At 43.5% G+C, this 15488-nt stretch carries 12 protein-coding genes; 4 read left to right on the forward strand and 8 right to left on the reverse strand.

All coding sequences use genetic code 11. The features are described from left to right. Nucleotides 1–6: 6 nt before the first annotated feature. The 3 genes from CLV42_RS18570 to CLV42_RS18580 form a co-directional block, all read right to left on the reverse strand. Nucleotides 7–3204, reverse strand: a complete 3198-nt coding sequence (locus CLV42_RS18570) for a SusC/RagA family TonB-linked outer membrane protein (protein ID WP_211303483.1) — start codon at nucleotides 3202–3204, stop codon at nucleotides 7–9. 179 nt (nucleotides 3205–3383) lie between these two features. Further along, entirely contained in the window at nucleotides 3384–4538 is a 1155-nt protein-coding gene (locus CLV42_RS18575) for a FecR family protein (RefSeq protein WP_146154420.1), read from the reverse strand. 70 nt (nucleotides 4539–4608) lie between these two features. Beyond that, on the reverse strand, nucleotides 4609–5199 hold the full coding sequence (locus CLV42_RS18580) for an RNA polymerase sigma factor (protein ID WP_106603427.1): 591 nt from the start codon (nucleotides 5197–5199) through the stop codon (nucleotides 4609–4611). Between the two features lie 376 nt (nucleotides 5200–5575). On the opposite strand from CLV42_RS18580, the gene CLV42_RS18585 reads away from it, so the two are divergent. After that, nucleotides 5576–6931, forward strand: coding sequence for a polysaccharide lyase 6 family protein (locus tag CLV42_RS18585; protein WP_106603428.1), 1356 nt, complete (start codon nucleotides 5576–5578; stop codon nucleotides 6929–6931). Nucleotides 6932–7011: 80 nt separating this feature from the next. On the opposite strand, the gene CLV42_RS18590 is transcribed toward CLV42_RS18585, so the two are convergent. From CLV42_RS18590 to CLV42_RS18600, 3 genes are all read right to left on the reverse strand, one after another. Further along, nucleotides 7012–7713 (reverse strand): hypothetical protein, encoded by a 702-nt coding sequence (locus tag CLV42_RS18590; protein ID WP_106603429.1) that lies wholly within the window; start codon nucleotides 7711–7713, stop codon nucleotides 7012–7014. A gap of 240 nt (nucleotides 7714–7953) precedes the next feature. Continuing rightward, nucleotides 7954–9069 (reverse strand): FAD-dependent monooxygenase, encoded by a 1116-nt coding sequence (locus CLV42_RS18595; RefSeq protein ID WP_106603430.1) that lies wholly within the window; start codon nucleotides 9067–9069, stop codon nucleotides 7954–7956. Between the two features lie 78 nt (nucleotides 9070–9147). Continuing rightward, complete coding sequence (locus CLV42_RS18600; protein ID WP_245901687.1) at nucleotides 9148–10047, reverse strand: helix-turn-helix domain-containing protein; 900 nt, start codon at nucleotides 10045–10047, stop codon at nucleotides 9148–9150. 219 nt (nucleotides 10048–10266) lie between these two features. On the opposite strand from CLV42_RS18600, the gene CLV42_RS18605 reads away from it, so the two are divergent. Then, entirely contained in the window at nucleotides 10267–10626 is a 360-nt protein-coding gene (locus CLV42_RS18605) for a hypothetical protein (protein WP_106603432.1), read from the forward strand. 274 nt (nucleotides 10627–10900) lie between these two features. Next, on the forward strand, nucleotides 10901–11350 hold the full coding sequence (locus CLV42_RS18610) for a YybH family protein (protein ID WP_211303484.1): 450 nt from the start codon (nucleotides 10901–10903) through the stop codon (nucleotides 11348–11350). A 2-nt stretch (nucleotides 11351–11352) separates the two neighbouring features. Here the strand turns inward: CLV42_RS18610 and CLV42_RS18615 are convergent, their stop codons facing one another. Then, on the reverse strand, nucleotides 11353–12228 hold the full coding sequence (locus CLV42_RS18615) for a helix-turn-helix domain-containing protein (protein WP_106603433.1): 876 nt from the start codon (nucleotides 12226–12228) through the stop codon (nucleotides 11353–11355). 107 nt (nucleotides 12229–12335) lie between these two features. On the opposite strand from CLV42_RS18615, the gene CLV42_RS18620 reads away from it, so the two are divergent. Continuing rightward, entirely contained in the window at nucleotides 12336–12764 is a 429-nt protein-coding gene (locus CLV42_RS18620) for a VOC family protein (RefSeq protein ID WP_106603434.1), read from the forward strand. A gap of 144 nt (nucleotides 12765–12908) precedes the next feature. Here the strand turns inward: CLV42_RS18620 and CLV42_RS18625 are convergent, their stop codons facing one another. Then, a complete protein-coding gene (locus tag CLV42_RS18625; RefSeq protein WP_170117561.1) occupies nucleotides 12909–15347 on the reverse strand; it encodes a M4 family metallopeptidase in 2439 nt (812 codons plus the stop codon). Nucleotides 15348–15488: the final 141 nt, after the last annotated feature.

The following is a 15488-nucleotide window of genomic DNA, read 5'->3' on the forward strand; positions in this document are numbered from 1 at the left end:
TGTTTTTTAGAATTTAAGGTTGAGACCGAACGTGTATGTCTTCAGTAATGGCACTGTATTCTGATCGCCGCCACTTTCGGGGTCAAACATTTTTACTTTCGAGAAGGTGAATGCATTTTGTGCATTGAAATACACGCGCAGCATTTTAGCCCTTATTTTTCTGGATAAAGGTACAGGCAGTGTATAACCCAGTTGTATATAGCGAACGCGTACGTATTTGCCGCTTACGCGCCAGAAATCGGAGAAGTTGGCGTTGGTACCTGGTGTGGGTGTCAGCCGCGGACGTGAGGCGCCTGTGTGCTGTGGCGTCCAGTAATCCAACTGTGACTTTTGTGGCGTGCCGCTTTCTCCGCCGATATTCAATGGTATGGCAAAGTTGCCACTGTAAAACAGGGGAGCGCCGGATTCGCCCGATAATGAAGTCTGGAAGTCTATATTTTTAAAATTTAGACCGAGGTTGAAGAAGAAGATATCCGTAGGTTCTGTATTACCCAGTGGTACCCGGTCGAGATTGTTGATGAGGGTATCTCCATTGGTATTGATAAAGTGGACATCCCCCGCAGCCTGGCCATTCATTTTAAGGATCTTTGTATTGTCGATATCAGCTTGCTGCAGTAGTCCCTGTGTAGCATAACCATAATACTCTTTTAAGGCGCCCCCCTCATACATGATGGTATTGCCGCTGACGATTGGCTGACCATTGCTGTTAAGACGTACGATCCGGCTTTTGTTCCTGCTGTAACCTACGCCTGCATCAAAGATGAGGTCATTGCCAAATGATTTGTGATAGGAGAGCTTGATCTCCTGTCCGCGGTTTCTCACGCTACCTATATTAACCGGCGCTCCGTTGTTGCCGGAGCCGATACCGGTACCACCTGTATAGTTAGGCTGTGGTGTGATGATCATATCGGTAGTCAGTTTGTCGTACCATTCAGCTGTGATACTGATCCCTGTTTTGAAATGTATGTCTGTTCCGATATTCAGTTCTTTCACTTTTTCCCAGCTCAGGTTAGGGTTGCCGATGGCGGTTTCTGTACCATTATTCGGGTCGATCGTTGACTGATAGAGATATGGATCTACGTTGTTATTACCCAGCACTCCCCAGGAGCCTCTGAGTTTCCAGGCGTCAATGAATTTTGCATTGAAAAAGCTTTCCTTGTCAATGTTCCAGCCGGCAGCAACAGAAGGGAATATGCCCCATTTTTTACCATCACCAAAGAGGGAGGAACCATCGCGGCGCAAGCCGGCTTCAAGCAGATAACGACCATCGTAGGTGTAAAATGCTTTTGCAAATATGGAGCGCAGCGCCACATCTTTCCATGAATCATAAGTACGTAGTTCCTGTGTATAACCAGCGATCGCGTTTACATTGTGTTTGCCAAAATCGTGGTTATAGTCCAGGTTGCCCCCAAAATACAGGTAGCTTTCCCGGGCTGTAAGCGTAGCCGTTTTAACCGTCGGATAGTTGACACCGGCAGTGCGATTGGTATAGTAGTCAAAGAAGATATAAGATTCCTGATCTGCCTTGTCAAGACCAGAGGCGACGCGGTAGCTGGCCTGTCCTTTCAGGCTCAATCCCGGCAGTATATTCCATTGCGGGCGTATGTTGAGTAAAGCTTCATCGCGTGTTTTGCTCAGGGTACCACCTTTCTCCAGCATGGCTACCGGATTCCAGCTTTCGCCGTAAATGCCATAGTATGTGTATCCAGGATTTTCCCCCCTAGCAGGATATTTAGAAATGATATTTGGTGGTACGGTGTAGATGCGCCTGTAGATATCAGTAGTATATCTGTTAGTCGCATACGGCTGATTTTGTACGTTACGTGAAGCAAAAAGGTCCATATAAATGAAGAAGTTCTTCATCAGGTCTACGGTTGTATTGGCACGTACCGTAGTACGGCTGTAATCGGAGTTTTTCACATGTCCCTGCTGCCATGTCTGGTTGATGGAAAGGGAGAACCGGGCTGCCGTATTACCACCGGACACCAGGATGGAATGTTGCTGTATGGGGATGGCCTTGCGTAATACCAGATCAGGCCAGTTGGTATTAGGGTATTTAACGGGATCGCTGCCGTTGCGCGTCATGAGTATGGTCGAATCGCTGTAGATTGGATTTCCGCCTGAATTTTTCATCGCTTCATTGTTCATTTCCATCCAGGTGGCAGCGTCTACGAAGTCGGGCATGTACTGGGGCCGTTGGATACCGTAATATCCGTTGTATTCAATATTGGGAACCCCGGCAACGCCACGTTTGGTGGTGATGATAATAACGCCATTGGCGGCCCTGGCACCATACATAGAAGCGGAAGCGGCATCTTTCAATACGGTGATACTTTCAACAGTATTAGGGTCCAGGTTATTCATATCAAAAGGTACACCGTCCACGAGCACGAGTGGCGCCGCATTCAGGAGTGTGCCTACACCACGTATCCGGATGTCTGCCTGGTCGCCACCTACAAGTCCGGTTGTTTGGGACACCATAATACCGGTAGCGCTACCCTGCAATGCCTGGGAGAGTTGCACAACAGGTTTGTTCTTCACATTTTCCATATTGACGATACTAACAGAGCTGGCTATATTTTTTACTTTCTGTGTGCCGAAGCCAGTTACTACCACCTGTTCCAGGGTTTTAAGATCTTCTCTCAGGGAGATGATCAGGTTGGCCTGTTCGTCGTTCACAATGTATTCCTGCGGCTTATAGCCAATCATGGAGATCACGAGGGTACTGCCTTTGGGTACATGTAGTTCAAAGACACCATCCGCATCTGCGGTGACGCCTTTGGCAGCGTCTTTCACTTTAATGGTAGCACCTACCAGGGGCCCCGGAGGATCTTTGGCTTCCAGAACACGTCCCAGCACCCTGAGCAGCTTTTTCTGTTGGAGCGTTGCGGCGGAAAGGTTGTCTTTGATAAGTTCTTTCTTCTTTACCACCACGGTTTTATCGACGATACTATAGCTCAGTGGCAGATCTTTAAGGCATAGGTCCAGCACCTGTTTTAATGAGGCCTCTTTTATATGTAACGATACAGGTGCAATGTTAACCAGCTCGTTTTCTTCATACACAACGTATACGTTAGCCTGTTGGGCAATTTTTTTCAGTACTGTTTTTAATGGCTGATTGTTCGCTTTAATACTGATGTTCTGGGCAATGCTGCTTGCATAGACATTCATCATTGCCAACAGCAAGAGAATAGTGCGCATCATCCTGGATAACTTTGTACGTGTTGTGTGGCCATGTCCATCAGCAGTCGATCGCCGACTATGGCATGGCAATGTCTTGAGTGCCGCTGTACGCGGTACTCTGGTGTAGTAATGCATAGATTAGTGGAATTTAGTAACGGGTTATAGTTGATTTTACATCGGCTGTTAATAATTTTGGTTGATTAAGCATGAACGGATATCACCCTCAATTTTCTATTTTCAAGTTTGCACTCAATGCCGTACAGTTCCAATATTTTCAGTACATCCTGCAGATTCATATCTCTGCCTATCTGGCCCCCAAACTTCTTAACGGCTACTTCCTTTGCCGGCGCCTCAATGGCGATCTCTATGTCATACCATCGGGCCAGTTGCCGCAGGAAGGCGGGCAAGCCGGTATTTTCCAGTTCAAATTTTCCATTACGCCAGGCCAATACATTTTCCAGGTCGGCAGCTTGTACTTCCATTTTTCCGGTGGCGGGATCCAGTGTTGATTGTTGTCCCGGGTGTAGTAAGGCGGAAGTACTTCCCTGTGATACTTTTACCCCTCCTTCTACCAGCGTGGTGTTTACTATCTCTTCGTCTTTGTAGGCCATGATGTCAAAGCTGGTGCCTAATACCTGTACTTCCATTTCACCTACTTTTACGATGAACGGTTGTTTAGCGTTGGGTGCAATTTCAAAGTATGCCTGTCCGTTCAGTATTACTGTCCGGTTGTCCTTAAACTTTAACGGGTATTTAAGAGAGGAGGCTGCGTTGAGCCATGCATGACTGCCATCAGGAAAGCTTACCTGGAACACGGCGCCGGGGGGCGTCGTCAGCTCATTAAAAGCGTTGGCCTCATTGCCCTGGTTTTCATATTGCAACTCTCCCTGCTTTTGCTGAATAGCCATGCTACCGGTCTTAATCACCTGGTTACCAGTGTCGGTTAATGTCACTTTGGATCCGTCAGCCAGTGTCAGCACTGCTTTGTTGCCACCAGGCTTTATGATAGGTGTGACCACCGCCAGGGGTTTGGGCGACTGTTTCCGAAACAGTGGATAAGCTATCGCTGCCAGGACAAGCACTGCTGCCGCGAGCCACTGGTATTTACGGTAAGGGCGTAATATGGGTGTTTCTATCGCGTCAACCCGCTGTTGGATCTTATCCCACATACGCATGGACGTATCCTGTGGTAAACGGGTACCCTGTTGCAGGTTTTCCCTGAAAATGTCTGCTGCCTGTCCCCGGAGTTCCGCAGCATCTGTAGATTCCAGGTATGATTGCAGCCATTGTTCATCTTCCGCACTGCGGTGAGAAGACGACAGGATCTCTTTTAATTTTTCTTGATCGCTTTTCAATGCCAGGGTATCTTTATTTATATTATATACAACCGGTAATAACAAATGGGGGGGAGAAGAGGCGTTTTTTTTAAAGAATATGCATCAGCAGGAAAAGAATTAGTGCGGTATCACGACTCACATGCTTACGTATATACTCCCTTAGGGTATACATGGCTTCTCCCAGGTATTCCTTTACGGTATACCTGGAAATACCCATCAGCTGTGAGGTTTCTTCATATGTACGGCCTTCCATCTTACAGAGCTGAAATACGCGTCGCTTTTGCGGGGATAACTGGCTGATAGCGGTTTCCAATAGCTTCCACTGTTTTTCGACAGCCAGGAAATCGTTATCGACGACAGGTTGCAGGGTGGCTGCTGCCGCTTTGCTTTTTTCACGCAACTCCTTTTTGAGATGATTAATAGCACGGTTAAATGTAATGGTAAAAAGCCAGGGGCCTAGTGGTCTTGCTGTATCAATCTCTATACGTTTTTCCCAGAGCGTGATAAATGCCTCCTGGATAATATCTTCTGTTTCTGAAGCGGATTGCAATAGTTGGAAAGTCTTACGGTACAGCGCATGATGGTATTTATCATACAGCGCTTTAAAGGCTGCCTGATCGCCGGCGGACAATCCTTTCAGGAGTCCTTTTTCATCGTGGAAGTCTGTTGCGTTAATCAATAACTGGAATTCAGGGTAATGATTACCAAAGTATCGAAAAGATTGGAATTAATCTGATAGTGAATTGATAAAAACTGATGGTAGATTATACAAAAAGGGTAGGTGTTCGGTAGGATACCATTATCTGAAAATGACAAACATTGGCCCAAATGATATGCATAAATGATAAAATAGTATGTATGAAATTTCAAACGTTTGCATAATTTCAATAAACAGGCCTGTAACCACGTTGACTGGAACTAATTCTGCAGCATCCTTTCGTATAAAGGAGGGTGTCATTCTATTAAGCTGATAATTATATCATCTATGTAATCCCTCCTAACTCCGGAAGTGTGACATCATAAAGATCATTGTTAAAACCTTAAAATGAATTATTATGATAACCCTTCAGCCCCATAGTTACGTTAGAAAAATCCCGCTGTTACTTTTTTCATTACTGGCTGTTATTATCACCGCCTGCCAGAAAACAGATACAGGCATTGCCGGACCAGCACTCAGGGAACAAAAAACTAGCCTGGTCACCAGTATCATCAATGTATCAACTTCCGCAGCACTGAACACGGCGTTGTCCAATGCGACCGACGGTGATATTATTGTGCTTGCCGATGGCTCTTACAGTGGCTTTACTGTTACAAAAAACAACATTACAATACAGGCCGCTAATAAAGGTAAAGCGATCATTACATCAGGTATTATCAGGTATCAGCAGATATCCGGTGTTACCATTCAAGGGCTTAAAATCACGACCAGTGGCGCCAGTAAAACAGTTGACGGTGAATCCTTCAAGCTGGCTGTCTGGTTTGAAGCATCTGATGATTGCCGGCTCGCCGGATGTACAATTGTATTAAGTGGTCATTCGAAGACGACCGACTGGATTATGTTAAGTGGTAACAGCAACAATAACCGCATTGATCATAATGAATTTGGCGCTAACAATATAGAAGGTCATTATATTTTTGTAAGGGGTAACCGTACAGGTATATCAGTTCCTTCAGACCGTACTGACTGGGCCAATGGCAATGGTCCGAATAATCCCAATGTCGCCAGAAATACTACAATTGATTACAATTATTTTCATGATCAGACCACCGCTGCGAGTGCGGCTATTACAATGGGCGGAATCGGCCTGGCCGGTGATTATCAGCAGACCAACACTATTTTTGAGAAAAATCTGTTGGTGAACTGCGATGGTGATGCCGAAATCATTGAGAATAAATCATCCAACAATATTATCCGGAATAATACCATCCGCACATCCATCGGTATGATCTCTCTTAGATCTGGTAATAACTGTACCGTTAGTGGCAACCTGATGCTACAGGAAGGAAAAACCGGTACTGGCGGAATTAAAATTTATGAGAAGAACCACACTGTAACGGGTAATTATATCGACAATCCACAAGATTACGGATTTGTGCTGGGTGCCGGCGATAGTTATACAAATCCCAGTTTTGGTCATGCCCAGGTGTTTAACGCCAATGTTTCCAACAATATCTGGATCAATCTGAATACGAGAGGTGTTATCATAGGTCATGGTGGTGACGGCACTGTTTCTCCGGAAGGCTGCACATTTGGTAATAATGCGCTCAGAGGGAGTGTTTCTCCACTGATTAATTTATCACATCCTGGTAATACTGTATTCACTAACAATACAACCAGTGGCTCAAATCCGGGTATGCCCGGTACGCCGTTAACCACGGCAAATACTGGTCCGGCCAGTTATAGTTATTAGGTCTTTTTTTATCTTCATACTATGAAAATGGCTAAAGCATTCCCGTAGCTTTAGCCATTTTATGTTGCTATGTGGAATGATCAACAGATCATTAATAATCTATGTTGTCCAGGTTTTTCGGCTGGTGCACGGTGCAGACAGGGAGGGACCTGGCTTTCAGGATGATCAACTGCCAGTCGCCATAAATTACCAAGGCCTAAGCTTATTGGATGGGCGTTGGGTTTAGCCTGGTAGTGCAGATCAAAGAAATTTTCACTTAGAAATGATTCAAAATCTTCATCATCAGCTCCATGATATAGCTTTTTAAGTGCATCACGTATTTCTGGAATAAGTACTTTCTTTTCACCTTGTGAATTTGGCAATATTTCACTTGACTCACCATAGTAAGTGCATAAAAAGGTATCGGTAGGTATAGGAGAGCGATCTACATGAAAAGAGTACACATCGGTGGGAAAAAAAGGGTAGGTGTCGTCCCGGTCATAGTATTTGATCACATTAAGGTTTGGCGATGCGCCATGAGCTTTCAATAGCTTAAAGTCATTTAAAAGGATTTCACGGGCAAGCTGCCCTTGTTCACTCAGCTGAAGTTTAAGCAGTTCCTCCTCTTCAATGACCGTTATATTGCCGCTTAGCCTTACCTTTTTAACGATCTCAGAAAAATCGCCTGTTAGTTCGCGCGTCCAGCAGATCGCATTCATTTTTCCTTTGAATGGCGTAGCAACTAGGTCCTGAAAATTAGTGACACAGTGAATTTGATTCTCAGCGTGAGATAAATCTATCATGATAAATCATTTGACAACGTAGTAGCCGAACAGCAGCCGGTCAGGCCGGTACAAATACTGATTGAAAACTTTTCATGAAGATAACGACAAAAAGCATTTCGGTAAGCGGTAGGCAAAAAACCAGTTATCGAACCAATTTGGGTTTGGATATGAAGCGCTTACCAAATTGAGTAAAATGGCAAAAAAGGCAAGACCCGATGTATGAAAAGCGGGTCTTGCCTTTTTAATACAGTACCAATGCTAGGAGCCAAATCCGTCCCTGTTTCTTTTGATAATAGCTTCTTCAGTTCTTGGAATTAGCATTTCAACGCCAAAGTTGACCACCTCTGCCTGTATCTCTTCAATGAAGGGACGGAAGGTCTTGTTATACTCTTTGAAGGCTAACTCATAATTGCCGTTGCAAGCCTGGAATGCATCAGCTAAAGCAGCTGCGCCATCTATAGCCAGTGATCCACCTCTGCCGGCAGCAGGCGAGGCGCAATAGCCTGCATCTCCTACCAGCGCTACTCTACCTTTGGTCCATGACGGCATTTTTACCTGACAGAGTTTATCAAAGTAAAAATTTCCGAACTGCTGCACTTCTGCCAACAATTCAGCAGTTCTCCAGCCGGTCCCTTTGAACCGTTCGATAATGATATTTCGTTGTTGTTGTTCATTCCTATAGTCATAAGGAATTTCCTGTTCCGCGAAAAAAGCCAGGCATATATCGGTTTTCCCGTTGTAAGCATTGAGCATGACCGTCTTACCAGGTTCACTGTACATTTGCATCGTATACTCCGGGACAAGTAATTTATTTACAATTGTAATGGAGAAATATGTTTGCAGAAAGTGAGAAAAGGTGGCTTCTGGACCAAACCAATATCTCCGAACAGCCGAATGGATGCCATCACAGCCAAATACAAGATCATAGGTCTGCGGTGATCCCTTTTTAAAGGTAACATACATACGGTTATCTATTTCCTGCAGGCCAGTGATACTTTCATCATAAATGAACTCCACGTCAGCTTTGACCGCTTCATACAGCATATTCAGCAATACATCCCGTTCTATCTCGTATTCTGGAGCCTTCTGGTTTTGTTGGATAAAATCGATCCTTTCTGTAACGTCATCCGTATTCCTGAATTCCATAGATTTCATTAGAAGTCTGTTCGATAGGATCTCTTCGTATAGTCCCATCCGCTTTACAATATCAATGGTATTGCCGAGAATATTTACCGGTGTGCCTCCTTTTTTAAGGCCAGGGGCAATTTCAACAATACTTACTTTGTAACCAAACCTGTTCATCCAGTATGCAGTGGAGAGCCCGGCGAAACTTGCACCGGAAATGAGTACTTTCTTTTGAGCTGATGTTTTCATTTTAACGCTATTCCTTTTTTATGCAAAGGAACAGCATGCCTGTCAGGCCTTATAGACCTAAAGGGAGTAAGCCTTGGACTAATCGAAGTTTTTGTTGCGAAAGGCGATAGGGGCCATACCTGAAACTTTAGTAAACAGCCTGGAAAAATAAGGGTAATCGTCATATCCCAATGTAGCGGCAACTTCTTTAAGCGACTGTCCGGAATGATAAAGTAAACGTTTAGCCTCCAATACAACACGCTGTTGAATATGATAAGAGACAGAATAACCGGTGATGTTTTTAACGCATTGGTTCAGATAAGGGGTGGATAAATTAAGCTGTTGCGCATATTCGGCTGGCCGCTTAAATGAAGTAAAATGAAGGTCCAGGGCTTCCCTAAAAGCTTTGGTGACAAGCTCTGCTCTGGATAATTTGTCGATCGGTGTCCGTTGCTCTAAGTAAGACGAGATGACTAATCCGCCAAGTGCATTGATGTGGTCATTTAACAAGGAATGATAAAGCTGGTCCTTTTTCCGTTCTGTAAATCTGATACAAAGTGATACAGCTTCTATAAAGAGCACAAACGTTTCATGTTTTAGAGGCATTGGGGCTGCCGGTGTAATATCTTCCAGCAGATTCAGGTATTTCGGATTCAGATTTTCATTGTTGACGGCCCAGGCATTGACAATAACGTTCTCGAATGCAATAATACGGTGTACCTGATTGGGATGCATATATATGACGGATGGAGCATTTATCTCATACTGTCTAAAATCAATTTCCATGGTCACGCTCCCTCTTTCAAGCAGAAAGAAGGAATGACTATCATGGCGCTCAGGTTGTTGCCATTCGCCAAGATCAGGTAAATTCTCAAAGGCGATCCGCTCAATGGTAACACCTTCGCCAGACTCGCCACTGAATTTATTTACAGGAATTGTCCCGGATTTGTGCCGCATTACAATACGTTTTCCAGTCAAAGATAAGGGTTCAGCCCTCATATAGATTAGACCTAACTTGAAGCATGCATGAAAATACACCGCTAACCAAATCCTAAAATTTGGACCCGATCAGGCAGGGGAGTTTGTAAAACTACCAAGTAGTTGGTATTTTTACAACTTTAGGGATTAAATGCCTGGCAAAAGTAAAACACCAGACGCTACTATTTAGTCTGTTTGCACAGTACTCATTTAATTCCTTTTTAACTAAATCTTATGAAGATGTACAAACTATTATGTGGATTCCTGCTGCTTTTCTGCTTGCAAACCAAAGCACAATCCAAAGACTCATTGAATGTAAAGCTGGCAGAAGCCAAACGTGAGGTATTGGCGAACGTCGTTATTAACGACAACGCGAATAAGGCGTTTGATGTCTTAACGCAGAAAGCAACAGAGGCGTACCAGCAGGATGGATCAAATAAAAATCTGGCGAAGATCCTTGAACGCTACCGGACATTGTTAACAGAAATCAAAGGTGCACAGACGCCTAAAACCAACAATACCGAAGAGTATGAAGTTAGCATTGAATCTATCAAAAAAGCTAAGTTGAAACTCTGCCCTCTTTATCCTTTTTGCAATTAAGTGTTCAAATCAAATTGTTTACGGACCAATCCCTTGGCCCTACAAAGTAAATATTGTAAAACAGAAAATCCGTTCTCACAGAGCGGATTTTCTGTTTTTAGTATTCAGTGTTGGAACAATTTCGAACCAAGTGGGTTTGATTTCTAAAAAATTATCCTCTTTAAAAAGTGATTTTAAATGAGCTTGGATCAAAATCGATTAGAGATGGCCTTGGGCGCTTTTTTACAATTTTAACTTTCGCGAACGCCCTTCCTTTGTTATAAATAATAAATTTATGAAGAAAATCCTCACCCTGGCGATGCTGATGGTACTATCCCTAATTTCTAAAGCCCAAACGAACAGCGATCTTTTGCAGCAAGCCCGTAAGACGATCGAAGCCAGCAACGCCATCTATGCCGACCTGGCAAATAAAAATGATGGTTCTATCCTGACCAGATATACGGAAGATGCCTGTCTGTTACCACCCAATTCCGGCCCTATCTGTGGGAAAGAAAATATCGCAAAGTTCTTTAAAGACGGTCCTAAAGTACATGTTAAATTTACTATACAACATTTGTATGGTGATGCCAGAACATTCATTACTGAAGAAAGCTTTTATGAAATGACTGATCTTGACGGAAATAAATTGGATGAAGGTAAAGTGATTGTGATTTGGAAAAACACGGCAGTTGGCTTGAAAATGCATAGAGATATGTTTAGCAGTAATAAGCCAGTAGCAAAATAGATTTACAATCCAATATTTACTGCTTTTTGAAAGCCATCTCCATTTTTAATAAGTGTACTCCTGACTTGAAACGGCGTTGTGCCTGTGAACTTTCTAAATTCTTTAATAAAATGGGCCTGATCATAGTAACCGCATTCATAAGCAATCGAGGTAAGTGATACGTCTGTATTAAGTATTTGCCGTAAACTTCTGTTAAAACGGTAAGATGCATACAGTGTACCTGGCGTCAGGCCCACCATTTCAAAAAATTGTTTCTGAATATATCTTTTGGAAAGCCCAAGTGTAGATGACAACTGATTAAGGTCAAAGCCTTCACCAGTGGTTAGTATATGCCGACAAATCGAAGATAGCTGTTGAATCTTTTGCCGTTTTTTCTCATGCTTTTTTAATTTCTCAATAAAAAAAGATTCGATCAGATCTATTTGCTGAATAATTGAGATTTTACTCATTATTACTTCATAGAGATCCTGCAACTCTTTTGTATACACATCTAAAAGATTGGTAGCTGAATTAGTGAAATCTGTGATCGGATTCGGGAAAAATATAGAGCAAGCATAGGGGTACATCCTGGCTATCAGTATCGTAGTACCCTTCGTCGCATTCAGTCTGGTAGGAACTGTCAGATGTCCCAATAATTCAAATGCAGGCGTGTCCCGGTACAGCCCGTGGATAATGGTGGCAGCGTTACCATCTGATATTTTGACAATAAAATCTACGTATCCACTTGGATAAAAAATTTCATTTTTTATGTCCTTGTCGATAGTAATCACGGAATAATTCCTTATAAACGGTTTTAATATGTCGCAGGGAGTATATTGCAACGTAGTTATTTTTTTGGTTTGAATACAGTAGTAAATTACAGAATTAATTGATTCCATAATGGAGGCATAAGGATAGTTCGTAACTTAAGGGACTCTGCTATGATTTAATGATCGTTTCCTGAGTTAAATTCATTGTAGGTATAAACAAACCAAAAATAAAAACTATGAGAGCAATTAATCCCTGGATCAACTTCAATGGCAATGCCGAAGAAGCGTTCACTTTCTACAAATCAGTTTTTGGCGGCGAGTTTACAAAAGTCACCCGTTTTAAAGATTTATCAGGCCCCGAGTTTCAGGTAGCCGAAGATGAGGCAGATAAGATAATGTACATCGGCTTGCCGCTTGGCAAGAACAATGTGTTAATAGCCAACGATGTTCCTGGGTTTTTGGGCCGGGTAAGCGAAAATGAAAACCGCTCTAAAATATACGTGAATGCGGAAAGCCGTGAAGAAGCAGATAAAATATTTAACGGATTATCAGCAGGCGGAGAAGTGGAAGGGCCCATTGGAGACAGTCCATGGGGTACCTATGCTGGAATGTTCAGGGATAAATATGGTATTGAATGGATTGTAGAGTTTGACCCCGGGTTTTAATTAAACTCGAAAAGCAAAGAGGAACTTCCAGGTTAAAATTGGAAGTCCCTCTTTGGCTAGTAATAGAATGTTTTCGAATCATTTCTATGTTAAGGGTGTATCCAGGAAGATATTCCTGAAGCTCTTCAATCAATAGCTCAGACACTATTGCTGACCAATAATTAGCTGCTGTCTTTCTTTAGTTTTATCGTAATCTATTTCTAAAAAATAAACGCCTATTCTGAGTCCATCTACCTTAAGCTGAGCATTACTTACATTAGCGTATTTCTGTTTCCTTAACAAATTCCCCATTTGATCGTAAATACTGATGTTAGTGATGTGCGGAGCCACTGTTGTTTTTTGAGCCATTGGGTCTGTATTCGATTTCGGCTGTATATTCACGGTACTGACAGCAGGGTTAGGTGATACTGTAAAAACCAAGGTACGCGGACAAGAACTGTAAACTGTTACACCATCATGCACTACCTCACCACAGGCATTCGTAGCTGTAATATTGACACCACCGCCACCATATACACTCACATAGGAGGATGAAGAGCTGCTACTATATATATTAATTGAGCTGCCGGATGTAGGTGTGGAAGTCCAGGCATAATTACTAAGGGGCATATTGGGGGCGCTGTTGACCATCCAGCCCTGCCATGCACCATTACATGGTCCGCTCTGGCTAGAGGTAAGATTCATCTTTGATACTGTACTTACAGCTTTTGTAGCAAAAATACAGTTCGGCAAACTGGCGGTAAGTGTAAAATTGCCTGCGGAAGCCTTCGTTAAGGTTACGGAATTACCTGAAGCATTGAGGGTAACGTACCCGGCAGGTGTGGCAGTCCATGTAACTGTTTGTCCGGCTGGTACACCGCTTACTGTATAGGTGGAAGATGAACAGAAGGCTGCCACACCGGAAATTACCAGATTCGCATTAGGTGGTGCGGCACCTATACCAACAGCATACCAGGCATCGGTCACTGCTTTGACCTGACAACTACCGGCGCCATATAGCTCGGTAGCGGCATTGATGGTAGCTGTTCGTGCGTCAGCATACTGGCTTTGCGACTGGAGTTTACCAGTAGATTCTGCATTCCATATAATATCGGCAGCAATTGAGATTCCCTGACCTGTTACGGAATAACTATTCCCAAGGTCATTGGTGCCACTGCCGCCCTGACTTAAAAGATAAAACCAGTGACTGAGTACGGTACTGTTTTTATGTGGTTCATTATTATAGTCCCAGTAGGTGCCATGGTAGGTATCGGGATAAGATAATGAATTGGGATCAATCATGGAGCGAAGGCAGGGTTGTCCGTTTTTCATGATTTCATCTCCTATCAGCCAGGTTTGTTTATAAGGTGTTGCGTAGTATTCTATTACCGCACCCCATATGTCGCTGAGGCCTTCATTCATTGCTCCCTGTTCGCTGTAACCACCTGGAAGAGCGGCGGTATACTGACAGATACCATGTCCTATTTCATGGGCGATTACATCGAGGGAGGTGAGTGCTTTAAACTGAGTAGTTCCATCCCCGTAAGTCATACTATGCATGGTAGGGTCCCAGAATGCATTATCATTATCGGGATACTGGGAGTTTATTCCGTGCAGATTTGCATGTACATAACCAAATAATGTAGCGCCCAGATTATCATAACTATTCCGGCCTCTCACAGAGGCCCAGTAGTCAAACACTTTCTCCGTACCCCAGTGGACATCATGACCGGCATTGGCGGTGGTCCAGCCGGTACCTGCATTACTAAAGTCTACCGCTGCCGAATAGTTGCTTCCGTTTTGCATGTCCAGTGTCTGTATCTGTGCACTGAGTGAACCAACAGACCTGGTTTCTCTAAGACGGTAACCTCCGGTGTAGGAGTCGAGGGTAACGCTTTGCCAACCATTGTACAACGTTGTGACAAATCCGGGGGTATTCGCGTCCATGATTAGTTGCTCCTTTCCAATCACATTTCCGGTGATAGCATCTACATATACGTTGTTATCACTCAATGGCATTACCGCATAGATGTGAAATTTGTAAGCCAGCCGGAAAGAGTGAGTGATGCTGTCATCTCTGCTGATTACCAGTTCTCCTTTAGGGTAAAGGGTCGCTTTGGGATCTTTAGCGACTTCCTGATACCTTTTTTGAGTGAATTCATCTTCCCATCCGTAAGTCCTGGCATGAATAAAACCAAGTGCTTTTTTCAGGGCAGTTTTTTCATCCACTTTCACCTGCACTGACGGTTTGCCAATGTCCTGAAAGAAGCCATTAGCAGATTCAATGATACCATTCTGTGAATGTACAGCATAGGTACCGGCGGGTACCTTGTACCCCTTATAATACTGCTGATAGAGGCGATGATCACGGTCTTTATCTGTAATCACCTTATCCAGTCGCAGACTGTCGTCTAATGACATCTTCAGGGTTTGTTTCATAAAACCCTGTGCATTGGCAACTGGTTGAGGGCGTTGTTTTGTGTCCAGGCGCATAAATTTCACCTTACCGTTACCGGCGGTATCCGTTTGCAGGATCACCTGTTGCGCCCATAAACTTGTCTGTAATAGCATGAGGCATGCGAGGAGTATAAATTTGCTCTTCATAAGTGGAATATTCATTGAGGGTTAAAAAATATGCAGAATAAAAAGTATGTTGAATATCAGCTACAGCAATAAGGGCCTAAAGGATTCGTAATAGGTATAACAACAATCGCTAACGTGGCATAACTTAACTAATATAACCGA

The sequence above is a fragment of the Chitinophaga ginsengisoli genome (assembly GCF_003014595.1).
Taxonomy (GTDB): Bacteria; Bacteroidota; Bacteroidia; order Chitinophagales; family Chitinophagaceae; genus Chitinophaga; species Chitinophaga ginsengisoli.

What these genes read in the sequence shown, in the direction of transcription:
- CLV42_RS18570 (WP_211303483.1), bottom strand. Translation starts at nt 3,204, where the DNA reads ATGATGCGCACTATTCTCTTGCTGTTGGCAATGATGAATGTCTATGCA.
- CLV42_RS18585 (WP_106603428.1), top strand. Translation starts at nt 5,576, where the DNA reads ATGATAACCCTTCAGCCCCATAGTTACGTTAGAAAAATCCCGCTGTTA.
- CLV42_RS18590 (WP_106603429.1), bottom strand. Translation starts at nt 7,713, where the DNA reads ATGATAGATTTATCTCACGCTGAGAATCAAATTCACTGTGTCACTAAT.
- CLV42_RS18595 (WP_106603430.1), bottom strand. Translation starts at nt 9,069, where the DNA reads ATGAAAACATCAGCTCAAAAGAAAGTACTCATTTCCGGTGCAAGTTTC.
- CLV42_RS18600 (WP_245901687.1), bottom strand. Translation starts at nt 10,047, where the DNA reads ATGAGGGCTGAACCCTTATCTTTGACTGGAAAACGTATTGTAATGCGG.
- CLV42_RS18605 (WP_106603432.1), top strand. Translation starts at nt 10,267, where the DNA reads ATGTACAAACTATTATGTGGATTCCTGCTGCTTTTCTGCTTGCAAACC.
- CLV42_RS18610 (WP_211303484.1), top strand. Translation starts at nt 10,901, where the DNA reads ATGAAGAAAATCCTCACCCTGGCGATGCTGATGGTACTATCCCTAATT.
- CLV42_RS18615 (WP_106603433.1), bottom strand. Translation starts at nt 12,228, where the DNA reads ATGGAATCAATTAATTCTGTAATTTACTACTGTATTCAAACCAAAAAA.
- CLV42_RS18620 (WP_106603434.1), top strand. Translation starts at nt 12,336, where the DNA reads ATGAGAGCAATTAATCCCTGGATCAACTTCAATGGCAATGCCGAAGAA.
- CLV42_RS18625 (WP_170117561.1), bottom strand. Translation starts at nt 15,347, where the DNA reads ATGAAGAGCAAATTTATACTCCTCGCATGCCTCATGCTATTACAGACA.